The organism is Pseudomonas sp. IzPS59 (assembly GCF_014863505.1).
Classification (GTDB): domain Bacteria; phylum Pseudomonadota; class Gammaproteobacteria; order Pseudomonadales; family Pseudomonadaceae; genus Aquipseudomonas; species Aquipseudomonas kribbensis.
On the sequence record NZ_CP062251.1, the window covers coordinates 5,874,088 to 5,890,894 of the forward strand.

Below are 16,807 nucleotides of genomic sequence, written 5' to 3' on the forward strand. Positions count from 1 at the left end.
CGCACTTCCTACGGTTTTTTTGAAGTCGCTGTCTGCAGATAGTGTTCTGCAACATCCAGCATTCGGTTGGCAAAACCCCATTCGTTGTCGAACCAGGCCAGGATGTTCACCAGCCGTGGGCCGGAAACGCGGGTCTGACTGGCATCGACAATGGCCGAATGTGGGTCATGGTTGAAATCACAACTTGCGTGGGGCAGCTCGGTGTAGGCCAGCAGACCTTTGAGCGGGCCGCTGGTGGCAGCCTCGCGCAGGATCCGGTTGACCTCGCCGGCGTCGGTGTCGCTCGCGGTCTGCATCGTGATGTCGAGGCAGGACACGTTGACCGTCGGCACGCGTACGGCTTTGGCCTGGATTCGCCCGGCAAGTTCCGGCAGCAGACGCTCGATACCACGCGCCAGACCGGTGGACACCGGGATCACCGACTGGAACGCCGAACGGGTGCGGCGCAGGTCTTCGTGGTGATAGGCGTCGATCACCGGCTGATCGTTCATCGCCGAGTGAATCGTGGTGATCGACACGAATTCCAGCCCGATCGCCTTGTCCAGCAGACGCAACAGCGGCACGCCGCAGTTGGTGGTGCAGGAGGCGTTGGACACCAGCAGTTCGTCGCCGGTCAGGCAATCCTGATTGACGCCGTAGACGATGGTGGCGTCGACATCCGCTTCGCTGGCCATCGGCTGCGAGAACAGCACCCGCGGCGCGCCGGCGTCGAGGAAACGCTGGCCGTCTTCACGGGTGTGGTAGGCGCCGGAGCATTCGAGCACCAGATCGACGCCCAGGGACGCCCAATCGATGCTTTCGGGGGTGGAACTGCGCAGAACCTTCACGCAGTTGCCATTGATATGCAGACAATCGCCGTCGACCTTCACCTCGCCGGGAAACCGGCCGTGGGTGGAGTCGAAGCGTGTCAGGTATTCGATGCTGGCCATGTCGGCCAGATCGTTGATCGCGACAATTTCAAACCCTGCCGTCGAGCCTCGCTCGAACAACGCACGCAAGACGCAACGACCAATCCGGCCGTAGCCGTTGAGTGCAACTTTGTAGGGACGCGGTTGAGGCATGGGGTTCTCGATTACCGTGGTGAAACCGTCAGTGTTGCGGTGCTTCAACTACCGCTATCGCGAGCAGGCTCGCTCCCACAGGAAAATGCATTCCAATGTGGGAGCGAGCCTGCTCGCGATGGGCGGCAGCCCAGACGACAAAACTTCTGGATCAGTCTTCCAGCAGCTCTTCAGCCTGACCCAGGATGTTTTCCAGGGTGAAGCCGAACTCTTCGAACAGTGCCGAAGCCGGAGCCGATTCGCCGTAGGTGGTCATGCCGATCACGCGACCTTCCAGACCCACGTACTTGAACCAGAAGTCGGCGTGGGCCGCTTCGATCGCGATACGCGCGCCGACCTGCAACGGCAGGACCGATTGCTTGTAGCTGGCGTCCTGAGCGTCGAACGCGCTGGTGCATGGCATGGAAACCACGCGAACCTTGCGGCCCTGCTCGGTCAGCTTGTCGTAGGCCTGAACGGCCAGGCCGACTTCCGAACCGGTAGCGATCAGGATCAGCTCAGGCTCGCCTGCGCAGTCTTTCAGCACATAGCCACCACGGCTGATGTCGGCGATCTGGCCGGCATCACGGGTTTGATGCTGCAGGTTCTGACGCGAGAAGATCAGCGCCGACGGGCCGTCCTTGCGTTCCAGGGCGTTTTTCCAGGCCACTGCCGATTCAACAGCATCGGCTGGACGCCAGGTGTCGAGGTTTGGCGTGCTGCGCAGGCTGGTCAGTTGCTCGATCGGCTGGTGCGTCGGGCCGTCTTCGCCCAGACCGATGGAGTCGTGGGTGTAGACGTGGATCACACGCTGCTTCATCAGAGCGGACATGCGCACGGCGTTGCGGGCGTATTCCATGAACATCAGGAAGGTCGCGCCGTAAGGCACCAGACCGCCGTGCAGGGCAACGCCGTTCATGATCGCGGTCATGCCGAATTCGCGCACGCCGTAGTACATGTAGTTGCCGCTGGCGTCTTCGGCGCTGACGCCTTTGCAGCCTTTCCATAGGGTCAGGTTGGAACCGGCCAGGTCAGCCGAACCGCCCAGCACTTCCGGCAGCAGCGGGCCGAACGCGTTCAGGGCGTTCTGGCTGGCTTTACGGCTGGCGATGGTTTCGCCCTTGGCCGCGACTTCAGCGATGTAGGCGTCAGCCTTCTCGGAGAAGTCAGCTGGCAGTTCGCCGCTCAGGCGACGGATCAGTTCGTTGGCTTCGGTCGGGAACGCGGCGGAGTAGGCAGCGAAACGCTGGTCCCACTCGGACTCGACGGCGCGGCCCTTTTCCTTGGCATCCCACTCGGCATAGATGTCGGCCGGGATTTCGAACGGACCGTGGTTCCAGTTCAGCGCCTGGCGGGTCAGGGCGATTTCCGCGTCACCCAGCGGGGCGCCGTGGCAATCTTCCTTGCCCTGCTTGTTCGGCGAACCGAAACCGATGGTGGTCTTGCAGCAGATCAGGGTCGGCAGCGGGCTCTTGCGCGCGGTCTCGATGGCGGTCTTGATCTCTTCCGGGTCGTGACCGTCGACGTTGCGGATCACCTGCCAGTTGTAGGCTTCGAATCGCTTCGGCGTGTCATCGGTGAACCAGCCCTCGACTTCGCCGTCGATGGAGATGCCGTTGTCATCGTAGAAGGCGATCAGCTTGCCCAGGCCCAGGGTACCGGCCAGGGAAGCGACTTCGTGGGAAATGCCTTCCATCATGCAGCCATCACCCAGGAACACGTAGGTGTGGTGGTCGACGATGTTGTGGCCAGGACGGTTGAACTGCGCGCCCAGTACCTTTTCAGCCAGGGCGAAGCCCACGGCGTTGGCCAGACCCTGACCCAGCGGGCCGGTAGTGGTCTCGACGCCCGGGGTGTAACCGAATTCCGGGTGGCCCGGGGTGCGGCTGTGCAGTTGACGGAACTGTTTCAGGTCGTCGATCGACAGGTCGTAGCCGGTCAGGTGCAGCAGCGAGTAGATCAACATCGAGCCGTGGCCGTTGGACAGCACAAAGCGGTCACGGTCGGCGAAGGATGGATTGCTCGGGTTGTGCTTGAGGTAGTCGCGCCAAAGCACTTCGGCAATATCTGCCATACCCATAGGGGCACCGGGATGGCCGCTGTTGGCTTTTTGCACGGCATCCATGCTGAGGGCACGAATGGCGTTGGCACGCTCACGACGGCTAGGCATCGCTGATCTCCTGGGTGTGAATAGATTGAAACGGAAAAAAGGAGGGCATTTTCCCTCACCCGAGCGCCTCGGGGCAATGACAGATAGTCATCCGGAGGCGTTTTTCCCATGGATAACATCGGTTTCGGCTGGTGAAACCTTTCCGCTGTTCGTCTGTAGAGTTAACCGGTCAGTGAGAAGTGCAATAAAAAGTGCCACCCATCGAGCAATATCAAAACTTTTTGATATTGGCCTTGCGGTGTTTTCCGGCCGTCTCTAGACTGCTGGCCCTATGAACTTACGCGTGCCTTCCATTCGCCATGACGATTGCGACGAGCTGGCGGCCCTGTGCAAGGCCGGCGGTGATCCGTTGCGGCTGAATGTATTGCGCGCCCTGGCCAACGATTCGTTCGGCGTACTGGAACTGGCGCAGATTTTCGATATCGGCCAGTCCGGCATGAGCCATCACCTCAAGGTGTTGGCACAAGCCGATCTGGTGGCGACTCGCCGTGAAGGCAATGCGGTTTTCTATCGCCGCGCCCTGCCCCACACCGAGCTGCTGGGCGGCAAGTTGCACGCGGCGTTGTTAGAAGAAGTCGACAATCTGGCGCTGCCGACCGACGTGGAAACACGGATCGCACAGGTCCATGGGCAGCGTGCTGCCAACAGCCAGGACTTTTTCGCACGGGTCGCGGAGAAATTCCGCGCCCAGCAGGATTTGATTGCCGGCCTGCCGCAGTACCGTGAAAGCGTGCTGGCCCTGCTCGACAAACTGAATTTCAATGGCGCTGCCACGGCCATTGAAGTCGGCCCCGGCGATGGTGCATTCCTGCCGGAACTGGCGCGCCGCTTCGGCACCGTAACCGCACTGGACAACAGCGCGGCGATGCTCGAACTGGCCCGTCAGGTATGTGAACGTGAAAAGCTGACTAACGTCAGCCTGCAATTGGCCGATGCATTGAATGGCGTGAGCCTTCAGGCCGATTGCGTGGTGTTGAACATGGTGTTGCACCATTTCGCCGCGCCGGCCGAAGCGCTCAAGCACATGGCCAGCCTGCTGCAACCGGGCGGTAGCCTGCTCGTGACAGAGTTATGTAGCCACAACCAGAGTTGGGCCAGGGAGGCCTGCGGTGATCTGTGGTTGGGGTTTGAACAGGACGATCTGGCCCGTTGGGCCACCGCTGCGGGACTCGTTCCCGGGGAAAGCCTCTATGTAGGCTTACGTAATGGTTTCCAGATCCAGGTCCGCCATTTTCAGCGACCGGCTGGCGACACTCACCATCGGTAAATTCAGGAAAACATCGAGATGAGCGAATACTCCCTCTTCACCTCCGAGTCCGTGTCTGAAGGACATCCGGACAAAATCGCCGACCAGATTTCCGATGCAGTGCTGGACGCCATCATCGCCCAGGACAAGCACGCACGCGTTGCCGTGGAAACCCTGGTCAAGACTGGCGTGGCCATCGTTGCCGGTGAAGTGACCACCAGCGCCTGGGTCGACCTGGAGCAGATCGTTCGTGACGTGATCTGCGACATCGGCTACACCAGCTCCGAAGTCGGCTTCGACGGCGCAACCTGCGGCGTGATGAACATCATCGGCAAGCAGTCCCCTGACATCAACCAGGGCGTTGACCGTGCCAAGCCTGAAGATCAGGGCGCCGGCGACCAGGGCCTGATGTTCGGCTACGCCAGCAACGAAACCGACGTGCTGATGCCGGCACCGATCACCTTCTCCCACCAGCTGGTTCAGCGCCAGGCCGAAGCCCGTAAATCGGGTCTGCTGCCTTGGCTGCGCCCGGACGCCAAGTCGCAAGTGACCTGCCGTTACGAAGGCGGCAAGGTTGTGGGTATCGACGCTGTTGTTCTGTCGACCCAGCACAACCCTGAAGTGTCGTACAAAGACCTGCGCGAAGGCGTGATGGAGCTGATCGTCAAGCACGTGCTGCCTGCCGAACTGCTGAGCAAGGACACCCAGTTCCACATCAACCCGACCGGCCAGTTCATCATCGGCGGCCCGGTGGGTGACTGTGGTCTGACCGGTCGCAAGATCATCGTCGACAGCTACGGCGGCATGGCCCGTCACGGCGGCGGCGCGTTCTCGGGTAAAGATCCATCGAAGGTTGACCGCTCGGCTGCCTACGCTGGCCGTTACGTTGCCAAGAACATCGTGGCTGCCGGCCTGGCCGAGCGTTGCGAGATCCAGGTTTCCTACGCGATCGGTGTGGCCCAGCCTACCTCGATCTCGCTGAACACCTTCGGCACCGGCAAGATCAGCGATGACAAGATCATCAAACTGGTCCGCGAAGTGTTCGACCTGCGTCCATACGCGATCACCACCATGCTCGACCTGCTGCACCCGATGTACCAGGAAACTGCAGCCTACGGCCACTTCGGCCGTGCTCCGCAGACCAAGACTGTTGGCGAAGACACCTTCTCCACTTTCACCTGGGAAAAAACCGACCGCGCCGACGCTCTGCGTTCTGCTGCCGGCCTGTAATTTTCCTGGCGGTACAAAAAGCCCCGCACGGTTCGCCGTGCGGGGCTTTTTCATGGCCGCGAAACACCCGGCAAAACAGCCGCCCGGCCCGCTGGAAAATCCCGGCTAGCCTTCAGGTATCTCCCTGAGCAAGGACGCTCACGATGCCTGCCACACTGCGCCTGTTTTGCATTTTCCTCCTGCTCTGCGCCCACCTCAGCGCCTTCGCTGGCGATTGTCCGGACTGGACTGCCAACCGGGCCCGAAGCGAAATCACTGCCCTGCAACAACAGATCGATCAATGGGACGACGCCTATCACCGCGAAGGCCGGTCGCTGATCGCCGATGAACTCTACGATCAGTCCCGTACCCGGCTCGGCGAATGGCGCCAGTGCTTCAAACATCCTTCACCGCCCAAGCCGTTACGGACTGCGGCTGGTCCGGTCGCACATCCAATCGTCCACACCGGCCTCGACAAGCTTCACGACGCTACAGACATCGAAGCCTGGCTGCGCGACCGCAAGAACGTCTGGGCACAACCCAAGGTCGATGGCGTGGCCGTCACGCTGATCTATCGTGCCGGGCGGTTGCAACAGGCAATCAGTCGCGGCGACGGAATACGCGGGCAGGACTGGACTGCATCGGCACAGAAGATCAGCGCCATTCCCCAAGAGCTGACACAACCGCTGGATCTGTCAGTACAGGGCGAACTCTATTGGCGACTGAACGACCATATCCAGGCCCGCACCGGCAGCGCCAACGCCCGTGCAACAGTCGCCGGCCTGATGGGACGCAAGGACTTGAGTGCCGAGCAGGCAGCGGGCATCGGGCTTTTTGTCTGGGACTGGCCGCTGGGACCGAGCAGCCTGACAGAGCGAATCACGGGGCTGGCAACACTGGGCTTCGCCACGACAGAACCTTACAGCCAACCCGTCAGTGGTCTTGCCGATGCGCAGCAATGGCGCGATCACTGGTATCGCTCGCCACTGCCCTTTGCCAGCGACGGCATCGTCCTGCGTCAGAGCCAGCGTCCTGCTGCCGAACGCTGGCAGGCGCGCCCGCCTTACTGGGCCGTGGCCTGGAAATACCCGTTTGCCCAGGCGCTGGCCGATGTGCGCAAGGTCGATTTCAAGGTCGGTCGCACCGGGCGCATCACCCCTGTACTGGAACTGGCGCCGGTCATGCTCGACGACCACCAGATCAGGCGGGTCAGCGTCAGCTCGCTCAAACGCTGGCAGGAACTGGACATTCGTCCCGGCGATCAAGTGGCGATCAGCCTGGCGGGACTAACGATTCCGCGACTCGACAGCGTCGTGTTGCGCAGCACGGAGCGCGTCGAATTGGACGTTCCTCTCGCCAGCGACTTTCACCCGCTAAGCTGCTGGCAACCGACGCCCGGATGCGAGAGTCAGTTCCTCGCGCGCCTGATCTGGCTTGGCGGCAAGCAAGGGCTGGCACTGCCCCATGTCGGGCGCGGTACTTGGGAGAAACTTCTGGATACAGGCCGCCTGAACAACCTGCTGGATTGGTTGGCCCTCGACGAGCCAGAGCTTGCTAAGATTGCCGGCCTCGGCGAGCGCAGCAGCGCCCGCCTGCTCCACAGTTTTTACAGCGCTCGCCAGCGGCCGTTCACCCAGTGGCTCAAGGCCCTGGGGTTACCGCCGACCGGTCAGGCCTCTTTGGCTGATTCATGGCAAGCGCTGGCACAACGAAATACCGAACAATGGCAGGCAGAACCCGGAATCGGCCCCGGTCGCGCGGCGCAATTGAGCGCTTTTTTCCGCGACCCGCAGGTGCTGGCCCTGAGTGAAACCTTACGCGCCGCCGGAATCGACGGTTTCTGAACATGCATCCCGGCAAGCCGGGAACCCAACGGTCGCCGAAGCGCTCCAACAGCGCAGTGCTTTCCCGACCCGATTGCCTTTGCACATGGAGCTTTTATGAAATTTCTCGCACCGCTCGCCATGCTGACTCTTTGCGCCGTAATGGCCGCACCCGCGATGGCTGGCGAAGACGCCCCGGGCCTCACCGGTTGCGCCGCCAAGAAGCAAGGCATCATCAATCAGATCGAACAGGCCAAATCCCGCGGCAACGCCGATCAGCAGGCCGGTCTCGAAACCGCCCTGCGCGAAGTCACCGAACACTGCACCGACGCCGGCCTGAAGAAGGAACGTGAAAACAAGGTGCTCGACGCCAAGCACGAAGTGAGCAAGCGCCAGGCCGATCTCGACAAGGCCATGAAGAAAGGCGACCCGGAGAAGATCGACAAGCGCAAGAACAAGCTCGCCGAGTCCCGCAAGGAATTGCAGGACGCGCTGGACGAACTGGACAAGTAATCCGCCAGGCAATGTGCGGTGAAAGAGCCCTCTCCGTCACCGCACGTCAGGATCAATGATCCCGAAACTCTTTATGACAGGCACTGCAGGCATCTTCGACCTTCTGCACCGCCGGCCCCAGGTTGCTGGCCTTGTACGGCTGAACCTTGCTGGCGACCACCAGTTCACCGGTGGCCGCCTCAAGGGTGCGGGCCATTTCCTGGAAACGTGCCTGTCGCTGCCAGACATCGTCCTTGGCGCTGGTGTGATCTTCCTCGCGCACCGAAGGAAAATGCTTCCACGGTTCATGGGACAGCGCATCGAGCTTGATCGCGCCTTCCGTGAATTTCGGCCCGTCGAAGGGGATGCGCCCGCGCAGCATGCCGCCCAGGTCTTCGCCGGTCTTGAGCATCTGCTTGAAGATCGCCTTGCGCTGACCCAGTGGGGAATTGGGATCGACACCGCCGCAGGCGGACAAGGTCAGACAGGCCAGCAATACAACAGAAAGTCTTTTAAGAGTCATGGTGGCTTCAGGTCACGGAATTCGGCGGCCAGTATCCTCGCGTCACCGCCAAACACCAATAGCCCTATTAATAATATGGGTTGCCGGCGCGCATGGAGCACGCCTGCAACCGACACAGGAAATTCTCCATGAACAGCCGTTTCAAGGCCTGGCGCCACCCACTCATCGCAACCCTGCCGCTGCTGGCCATTCTTGCCGGCTGCACCGGAGGCGACAGTGCCAAGCCGAAAACCCACGCCCTGGCCACTTACTCCAGCGCCACCTGGGAAGCCCTGCCTGCGGTTTCCGACAACGATCTGGTGGCCGGTTTCGGTTCATGGCGCAGCGCCTGCACCCGGCTCAAGGCTGACCCGGTCTGGGGCGCCACCTGCGCGGCGGCGGCCAATGTGCCGCAAAGCGCTGGCGATATCCGCACGTTCCTCAAGCAAAACCTCGATGTGTTCGGCCTGCGCGCCGAAAATGACAATCCCAACGGTCTGATCACCGGTTACTACGAACCGGTCTATCCCGGCAGCCTGACGCAAACCGCAACCGCCAATGTGCCGGTGTATGGCGTGCCCGAAGACATGATCATCGTCTCCCTGGACAGCATTTACCCTGAGCTGAAAGGCAAACGACTGCGCGGACGCATTGAGGGCCGCGTGCTGAAACCTTACGACGACGCCGCGACCATCGAGAGCAAAGGGGTCAAGGCACCCGTAGTCGCGTGGCTGACCGACCCGATGAACCTGCAATTCCTGCAGATCCAGGGTTCGGGGCGGATTCAGACCGATGACGGCCGGCAACTGCGCATTGCCTACGCCGACCAGAACGGCCACCCGTACCGGCCGATCGGCCGCTGGCTGGTGGAACAGGGTGAGCTGAAGAAAGAAGACGTGACCATGGGCGCCATCAGCAACTGGGCCAAGGCCAATCCGTCGCGCATTCCGGAATTGCTGGGCAGCAACCCGAGTTATGTGTTCTTCACCCGCAACCCGGACAGCAACGAAGGCCCCCGCGGCTCGTTGAATGTGCCGCTGACCGCCGGTTACAGCGCGGCGGTGGATCGCAAGGTGATTCCGCTGGGCAGCCTGTTGTGGCTGTCGACCACCCGCCCTGACGGCACGGCACTGGTACGCCCGGTGGCTGCGCAGGACACTGGCGGCGCAATTGCCGGCGAAGTTCGTGCGGATCTGTTCTGGGGCACCGGCGATGCCGCCGGGCAACTGGCCGGCGACATGAAGCAGCAAGGGCAGATCTGGATGCTCTGGCCAAAAGGCGCGGCATTGCCGCAAGTGCCGCAGGTGGCCGACAAGCAGTAAGCGCAACGCAAAAGATCGCAGGCCTCGTCAGCCTGCGATCTGTTCAGTTTCAGACCGAAACGAAGAAGAAACTGGCAATCAGCCCCATCCCGACAAACCACACCAGCGACCGCAGAATCGCCCAGTCCGCCAGATAGCAAATGATGTAAAGCAGGCGACTGGTGATGAACAGCACTGCCAGCACATTGACCGTCACCAACTGTGCCGTGCCCACCAGGTGCGCGACGATCACCGCCGCCGCAAAGGCCGGCGTCACTTCAAAACTGTTCAATTGCGCCGCATGGGCCCGTCGCGCCACACCGTTCAGGCTTTCAAGAAAATCCCGGGGATCGTGATTGTCGCTGAGCCGGTAACCACCGACAGCCTTGGCCACGCCCGTGCACACATAGGGCAGAAAGATCGCAATGAAAACGCACCACAGAGCCACCGTCATAACGCCGTCCTTTTTCAGTTTTTAGAGTTGGCGGGTCAGAACTTCATCACCAGCATGCCGATCAGCACCAGCCCACAGGCTAAGAGCCGTGGCCGGCCGAAAGGTTCTTTCAGGTAACGCATGCCGAACAGCACCACCAGAATCACGCTGATCTCGCGCAACGCCGCGGCCTCGGCAATCGACCCCAGCTGCATCGCCCACAGCACCAGAGCGTAGCTGAACAACACACAGAACCCGACCGCCAGCCCCAGCTTCCATTGTTCGCGCCAGAACTGCAGGAACGCCGGCCGCTTGGCCACCCACGCCAGCATCGGGAACGGCCAGGCGCTGAGCAGCGTGACCCAGACCAGGTAATCCAGCGGATGCGACCAGCGCCGCAAGGCCTGGCCATCGATGTAGGTGTAGCAGCCGATGCACAGCCCGATCAGCGCCACCACCGGCAGCATCGACCACGGCAGGTGTTTCCCGCCGCCGCCCTGCCAGAGCAGGCAGGCCATGCCCAGCGGGATCAGCATGATCCCGAAGATCTGCTGGGTGCTCAGCACTTCGCCGGCGAAGATCAGGGTCAGCGCCAGCACCACCAATGGCGACAGCCCGCGCATCAGCGGATAGACCAGCCCCAGGTCGCCGACCCGATAGGCCTGGATCAACAGATAGCGATAAAGCAGCTCGAACGCCGCCGACGCCAGAATCCACGGCCAGATTTCCTGCGGCGGCAGGCTGATGAAAGGAAACGCCAGCGCGACGAACAACAGCGCCACAGTGTCCATGCAGGCCACCACCAGCAACCGCTCGGCGCTGAACTTGATCAGGGTATTCCACGCGGCGTGCAACAGCGCCGCCACCAACACCAGAGCTGTCGCCAGCACGTGTCACTCCTTCATTCTTGTTTTTGAACCCGAGCCATTTGATCAGGTCTTTGATTCGCGATGTGTCAGGCGCTGTTTATACGTCAAGCGACCTCGCCACACCCGGTTGCGCACAGACAAATGCCAAAAAAACCTGCCCGGGTCACACAATTGTGCCCCCGCCCGGTGTCTACCCATCCAACCCTTGCGCCCATGAACAGGTGCGCTGTCTTTTCATCCCCCATCCAAAGGACCCCGGATGCTTGAACTTGTCGCCGCTTTCATCTGCCTCACCACCCTCCTCACTTTTGTGAATTTCCGCTTCATCGGTTTGCCTCCGACCATCGGCGTGATGGTTACCGCACTGATGTTTTCCCTGTTGCTGCAAGGCCTGAGCCTGCTCGGCTACCCCGGCCTCGAAGAACGCGTACAGCAACTGATCGGCCAGATCGACTTCGGTGATCTGCTGATGAACTGGATGCTGTCGTTCCTGCTGTTCGCCGGCGCCCTGCACGTCAACCTGAACGACCTGCGCAGCTATCGCTGGCCCATCGGCCTGCTGGCGACCTTCGGTGTATTGATCGCCACCGCCGTGATCGGCAGCCTCGCCTACTACATCTTCGCCCTGTTCGGCTGGCACGTGAGCTTCCTCTACTGCCTGTTGTTCGGCGCACTGATTTCCCCGACCGACCCGATCGCGGTACTCGGCGTGCTGCGTACGGCCAACGCCTCGAAGCCGTTGAAAACCACCATTGTCGGCGAATCTCTGTTCAACGACGGCACCGCTGTGGTGGTGTTCACCGTGTTGCTGGGCATCGCGCAACTGGGCGAAACCCCGACCATCGGCGCCACCGCCATGCTGTTTGCCCATGAAGCCATCGGCGGCGTGCTGTTCGGCGGGCTGATCGGATATCTGGTGTACCTGATGATCAAGAGCATCGAGCAGCACCAGATCGAAGTCATGCTGACCCTGGCGCTGGTGATCGGTGGCTCGGCGATGGCCACCGAACTGCACGTCTCGGCGCCGATTGCGATGGTGGTCGCCGGTCTGATCATCGGTAACCTCGGTCGCAACCTGGCGATGAACGACATGACGCGCAAATACCTGGACGGTTTCTGGGAATTGCTCGACGACATGCTCAACGCCCTGCTGTTCGCGCTGATCGGCATGGAGCTGTTGCTGCTCCCGTTCAACTGGCTGCACGTGGCGGCGGCAAGCTTGCTGGCGCTGGCGATCCTGTTGTCGCGCCTGCTCACCGTGGCCCCGGCCATTGTCCTGTTGCGGCGCTGGCGCACCGTTCCGCGCGGCACCATCCGGATCCTGACCTGGGGCGGTTTGCGCGGCGGGGTTTCGGTGGCATTGGCCCTGGCCCTGCCGCTGGGCCCCGAGCGCGATCTGCTGCTGAGCATCACCTACATCGTGGTACTGTCGTCGATCCTGTTGCAGGGGCTGACCATCGGTAAACTGGTCAAGCATGCGACTCGCGACGAGCCGGCGCACCACTGATCATTTCTTGATCTGCTGCGGGTCGGGCTTTTCCGCCTGATCCGCAGACTCCTTCGGTTTGCCGCTTTCGCTGCGGATCTGCGCATGGCTGATCAGGGCGAAGATGAAACTGCCGCCGATGATGTTCCCCGCCAGGGTCGGCCCGGCAAACACCGCCCAGAAATCACTCCACGGCAACTCGCCGGCAAACACCAGATACGACACCTCCGCCGAACCCACCACGATGTGGGTGAAGTCGCCGAGCGCCATCAAGTAGGTGATGAGGATGATGATCCACATCTTCGCGCTCTCCATGGACGGGATCATCCAGACCATAGTGGCGATCATCCAGCCGGAAACGATGCCCTTGGCGAACATCTGGCTCGCGTGGTTTTCCATGACCTTGCGCCCGATTTCGAGGAAGGCGGCGTCGGTCTTGCTGTCGAAGATCGGCAGTTCGAGCATCACGTAAGCCACCAGAATCGTCCCGCACAGGTTGCCGAACAGCACGACTGTCCAGAGCCGGATCAAGCGGCCGAAATTGCCGAGCGTCGGCTTGGTCATGACCGGCAGGACAGCGGTCAGGGTGTTTTCGGTGAACAGTTGCTGGCGAGCCAGAATCACCGCGAGGAAACCGGCGCAGTAGCCGAAGCTGGCGATCACTTTGAATTCGTCGCCCTCGGGCAACCGCGAATTGAGCAGGCCCATACCCATCAGCGACAGGCCCATGGTCAACCCGGCCGCCAGCGCCGACCACCACAGCGCGGCGATGCTGCGCTCCAGTTCCTGATCGCCCTGTTTGCGGATGATTTCATGCAGGACCGCCGCCCGGGGCGGCTGGCTTTTCTCGACTTCGTGTTGTTCCTTGGCCGAGAGGTCAGGGGTCTTGCCGTCTGTTGGCGTGGTCATGGCGGGAAACCGGTGGCAGAGTCATAAAGCTACGACACGCGCCATTCGGCTTCCGTTCTGTGGGGTGCGCCGATTACTCGGTAACGGGCGTTTCATCCTTGAACTGGTCTTTGACGTATTTGATCTCGGTCCGCCCGTGCGGCGCCGGCAGGCCGTCTTCGCCGAGGTTCACAAAAACCATCTTCTCGACGGTCAGGATGCTCTTGCGGGTGATCTTGTTGCGCACTTCGCAGGTCAGGGTGATCGAGGTGCGGCCGAACTCGGTGGCGGTGATGCCCAGTTCGATGATGTCGCCCTGGCGCGAGGCGCTGACGAAGTTGATCTCGGAAATGTACTTGGTCACCACGCGCTGGTTGCCCAGCTGAACGATGGCGTAGATCGCCGCTTCTTCGTCGATCCAGCGCAGCAGGCTGCCGCCGAACAGGGTGCCGTTGGGGTTGAGGTCTTCGGGTTTTACCCACTTGCGGGTGTGGAAATTCATCTTCACTCCTGAGCGTCTTGCCGAATGATGGGGCCATCTTGGCAGACTGAGCGGTCATGCTCCATGAGGCTTCTACTATGGTCGCTATTAGCGATCTTCATTTGGCCGACAGAAACCCTTTGGAAGATCAGTCTAGACGGCTATAATCGCCCCCGTTTCAAAACGGTAACGTTCGCTTGATACCGTTTTCCCGCCACCTGTCCGAGGGGCGCTGCAGCAGGTTCAACCTGTCAGGCTCGGATGGGGCGTTGACTGGCTCAGGCCGGACACTAAACGCACAACGGCGCCCATTCGCATACATTACGAATGGAGGCTCTCATGAGCGCTGTTATCACGCCTGCAGATTTTAACGATTACAAAGTTGCCGACATGTCCCTGGCTGCCTGGGGCCGTCGCGAAACCATCATCGCCGAGTCGGAAATGCCGGCTCTGATGGGTCTGCGTCGCAAGTACGCTTCCGAGCAGCCGCTGAAAGGCGCGAAAATCCTCGGCTGCATCCACATGACCATTCAGACCGCCGTGCTGATCGAAACCCTGGTTGCCCTGGGTGCCGAAGTTCGCTGGTCGTCCTGCAACATCTTCTCGACTCAGGATCAGGCCGCCGCTTCCATCGCCGCTGCCGGCATCCCGGTTTTCGCCTGGAAAGGTGAAACCGAAGAAGAGTACGAGTGGTGCCTGGAGCAGACCATCCTGAAAGATGGCCAGCCATGGGACGCCAACATGATCCTCGACGACGGCGGCGACCTGACCCAGCTGCTGCACGACAAGTACCCACAGGTTCTGGACCGCGTTCACGGCGTGACCGAAGAAACCACCACCGGCGTACACCGTCTGCTGGACATGCTGGCCAAGGGCGAACTGCGCATCCCGGCCATCAACGTCAACGACTCGGTGACCAAGTCCAAGAACGACAACAAGTACGGCTGCCGTCACAGCCTGAACGACGCCATCAAGCGCGGCACCGACCACCTGCTGTCCGGCAAGCAAGCGCTGGTCATCGGCTACGGTGACGTGGGCAAGGGCTCGGCCCAGTCCCTGCGTCAGGAAGGCATGATCGTTAAAGTGTCCGAAGTCGACCCGATCTGCGCCATGCAGGCCTGCATGGACGGTTTCGAACTGGTTTCGCCGTTCATCGACGGTATCAACGACGGCACCGAAGCGAGCATCGACAAAGCGCTGCTGGGCAAAATCGACCTGATCGTGACCACCACCGGTAACGTCAACGTTTGCGACGCAAACATGCTCAAAGCCCTGAAGAAGCGCGCCGTTGTCTGCAACATCGGTCACTTCGACAACGAAATCGACACCGCTTTCATGCGCAAGAACTGGGCATGGGAAGAAGTGAAGCCACAGGTACACAAGATCCACCGTACCGGCCCGGGCGCTTTCGACGCTCAGAACGACGACTACCTGATCCTGCTGGCCGAAGGCCGTCTGGTGAACCTGGGCAACGCCACTGGTCACCCAAGCCGCATCATGGACGGTTCGTTCGCCAACCAGGTTCTGGCGCAGATCTTCCTGTTCGGCCAGAAGTACGCCGACCTGTCGCCAGCCCAGAAAGCCGAGCGCCTGACCGTTGAAGTACTGCCGAAGAAACTCGACGAAGAAGTGGCCCTGGAAATGGTTCGCGGCTTCGGCGGCGTGGTCACTCAACTGACCAAGCAACAGGCTGACTACATCGGCGTGACCGTCGAAGGCCCGTTCAAGCCGCACGCTTACCGCTACTAAGAGCAGCTGCGAGCTTCAAGCTTCAAGCGGCAAGCAAGGCCACAAGCCGGGCTTGCCGTGCGAAGCCCGAAAGCTCTGCCCCTATTTGTCAAAACAGTGTCAGGCCGCAAGCTTCAGGCACAAGAGACCGGCGCACCTCCGCTGCTCTTGCAGCTTGAAGCTTGCAGCTTGTAGCTGGAGGTCCCCTCCATGTCCCAAGACCGTCGCTACAGCTTCGAGTTCTTCCCGACCAAGACCGATGCTGGGCATGAAAAACTGCTCGCCACTGCCCGTCAGCTGGCCACCTACAACCCTGATTTCTTTTCCTGCACCTACGGCGCGGGCGGTTCGACCCGTGACCGCACGCTGAACACCGTGTTGCAGCTGGAAAGCGAAGTCAAAGTACCCGCCGCCCCGCACCTGTCGTGCGTCGGCGACAGCAAGGACGACCTGCGCGGCCTGCTGAACGAGTACAAGGCTGCCGGTATCAAGCGCATCGTTGCCCTGCGTGGCGACCTGCCGTCCGGCATGGGCATGACCAGCGGCGAGCTGCGTCACGCCAATGAGCTGGTTGAATTCATTCGTGAAGAAACCGGCAATCATTTCCACATCGAAGTCGCCGCTTACCCGGAGATGCATCCGCAAGCGCGCAACTACGAAGACGATCTCGCCAACTTCGTGCGCAAGGCCCGTGCCGGCGCCGACAGCGCGATCACCCAGTACTTCTTCAACGCCGACAGCTACTTCTACTTCGTCGACCGTTTGCAGGCGCTGGGCGTGGACATTCCGGTGGTTCCGGGGATCATGCCGATCACCAACTACAGCAAACTCGCGCGTTTCTCCGATGCCTGCGGTGCGGAAATCCCGCGCTGGATCCGCAAGCAACTGGAAGCCTACGGCGATGACAGCCAAAGCATTCAGCGCTTCGGCGAGCAAGTCGTCAGCGAAATGTGCGAACGCCTGCTGCAAGGCGGCGCTCCTGGCCTGCACTTCTATTCCATGAACCAGGCCGAACCGAGCCTGGCAATCTGGAACAACCTGAAGTTGCCACGCTGAGACCGCTGTACGCTTCAAGCTGAAGGCTTCATGCAACAACAGAAGATCGCAAGTTTCGATAGCTCCTGGTGGGTTGTCGCAAC

General features: G+C 61.1%; 15 protein-coding genes and 1 riboswitch. Of the genes, 8 read left to right on the forward strand and 7 right to left on the reverse strand.

Annotation, left to right across the window (positions count from 1 at the left end):
• Positions 1 to 8: 8 nt before the first annotated feature.
• A complete protein-coding gene (gene epd, locus IF189_RS26415; RefSeq protein ID WP_192552483.1) occupies positions 9 to 1,061 on the reverse strand; it encodes an erythrose-4-phosphate dehydrogenase in 1,053 nt (350 codons plus the stop codon).
• A gap of 151 nt (positions 1,062 to 1,212) precedes the next feature.
• Positions 1,213 to 3,210, reverse strand: coding sequence for a transketolase (gene tkt, locus IF189_RS26420; RefSeq protein WP_119427571.1), 1,998 nt, complete (start codon positions 3,208 to 3,210; stop codon positions 1,213 to 1,215).
• Between the two features lie 271 nt (positions 3,211 to 3,481).
• Here tkt and IF189_RS26425 point away from each other — a divergent pair, with 271 nt between their 5' ends.
• The 4 genes from IF189_RS26425 to IF189_RS26440 all read left to right on the forward strand — a co-directional run bounded on the left by IF189_RS26425 (position 3,482) and on the right by IF189_RS26440 (position 8,001).
• Complete coding sequence (locus IF189_RS26425; RefSeq protein ID WP_134828370.1) at positions 3,482 to 4,477, forward strand: ArsR/SmtB family transcription factor; 996 nt, start codon at positions 3,482 to 3,484, stop codon at positions 4,475 to 4,477.
• 18 nt (positions 4,478 to 4,495) lie between these two features.
• The gene (gene metK, locus IF189_RS26430; protein WP_027610621.1) at positions 4,496 to 5,686 is read left to right on the forward strand and encodes a methionine adenosyltransferase; all 1,191 of its coding nucleotides are present in this window, start codon (positions 4,496 to 4,498) and stop codon (positions 5,684 to 5,686) included.
• Positions 5,687 to 5,829: 143 nt separating this feature from the next.
• A complete protein-coding gene (ligB, locus tag IF189_RS26435; protein WP_192552484.1) occupies positions 5,830 to 7,509 on the forward strand; it encodes an NAD-dependent DNA ligase LigB in 1,680 nt (559 codons plus the stop codon).
• Positions 7,510 to 7,605: 96 nt separating this feature from the next.
• Positions 7,606 to 8,001, forward strand: a complete 396-nt coding sequence (locus IF189_RS26440; RefSeq protein WP_085709113.1) for a DUF1090 domain-containing protein — start codon at positions 7,606 to 7,608, stop codon at positions 7,999 to 8,001.
• Positions 8,002 to 8,053: 52 nt separating this feature from the next.
• Here IF189_RS26440 and IF189_RS26445 read toward each other — a convergent pair whose 3' ends face one another.
• Positions 8,054 to 8,503, reverse strand: coding sequence for a c-type cytochrome (locus IF189_RS26445; protein WP_192552485.1), 450 nt, complete (start codon positions 8,501 to 8,503; stop codon positions 8,054 to 8,056).
• A gap of 128 nt (positions 8,504 to 8,631) precedes the next feature.
• Between IF189_RS26445 and IF189_RS26450 the strand changes: the two genes are divergently transcribed.
• Entirely contained in the window at positions 8,632 to 9,804 is a 1,173-nt protein-coding gene (locus IF189_RS26450) for a murein transglycosylase A (protein WP_134828374.1), read from the forward strand.
• 49 nt (positions 9,805 to 9,853) lie between these two features.
• Here IF189_RS26450 and IF189_RS26455 read toward each other — a convergent pair whose 3' ends face one another.
• Positions 9,854 to 10,237 carry an MAPEG family protein gene (locus IF189_RS26455; protein WP_085709110.1) on the reverse strand — a complete coding sequence of 128 codons (384 nt, stop codon included), beginning with the start codon at positions 10,235 to 10,237 and terminating at the stop codon, positions 9,854 to 9,856.
• A 35-nt stretch (positions 10,238 to 10,272) separates the two neighbouring features.
• Positions 10,273 to 11,106, reverse strand: a complete 834-nt coding sequence (locus tag IF189_RS26460; protein WP_134828376.1) for an EamA family transporter — start codon at positions 11,104 to 11,106, stop codon at positions 10,273 to 10,275.
• A 238-nt stretch (positions 11,107 to 11,344) separates the two neighbouring features.
• Between IF189_RS26460 and IF189_RS26465 the strand changes: the two genes are divergently transcribed.
• A complete protein-coding gene (locus IF189_RS26465) occupies positions 11,345 to 12,592 on the forward strand; it encodes a cation:proton antiporter (RefSeq protein WP_192552486.1) in 1,248 nt (415 codons plus the stop codon).
• Here the strand turns inward: IF189_RS26465 and IF189_RS26470 are convergent, their stop codons facing one another.
• Together IF189_RS26470 and IF189_RS26475 are read right to left on the reverse strand one after the other, a co-directional pair.
• A complete protein-coding gene (locus IF189_RS26470) occupies positions 12,593 to 13,480 on the reverse strand; it encodes a formate/nitrite transporter family protein (protein WP_192552487.1) in 888 nt (295 codons plus the stop codon).
• Positions 13,481 to 13,553: 73 nt separating this feature from the next.
• Positions 13,554 to 13,961 carry an acyl-CoA thioesterase gene (locus IF189_RS26475; protein ID WP_007959686.1) on the reverse strand — a complete coding sequence of 136 codons (408 nt, stop codon included), beginning with the start codon at positions 13,959 to 13,961 and terminating at the stop codon, positions 13,554 to 13,556.
• 197 nt (positions 13,962 to 14,158) lie between these two features.
• Positions 14,159 to 14,257, forward strand: a riboswitch (S-adenosyl-L-homocysteine riboswitch).
• A gap of 22 nt (positions 14,258 to 14,279) precedes the next feature.
• Here IF189_RS26475 and ahcY point away from each other — a divergent pair.
• Together ahcY and metF are read left to right on the forward strand one after the other, a co-directional pair.
• Positions 14,280 to 15,689, forward strand: coding sequence for an adenosylhomocysteinase (gene ahcY / locus IF189_RS26480; RefSeq protein ID WP_127800358.1), 1,410 nt, complete (start codon positions 14,280 to 14,282; stop codon positions 15,687 to 15,689).
• 189 nt (positions 15,690 to 15,878) lie between these two features.
• Entirely contained in the window at positions 15,879 to 16,724 is an 846-nt protein-coding gene (gene metF, locus IF189_RS26485) for a methylenetetrahydrofolate reductase [NAD(P)H] (protein ID WP_114886047.1), read from the forward strand.
• Positions 16,725 to 16,807 lie beyond the last annotated feature (83 nt).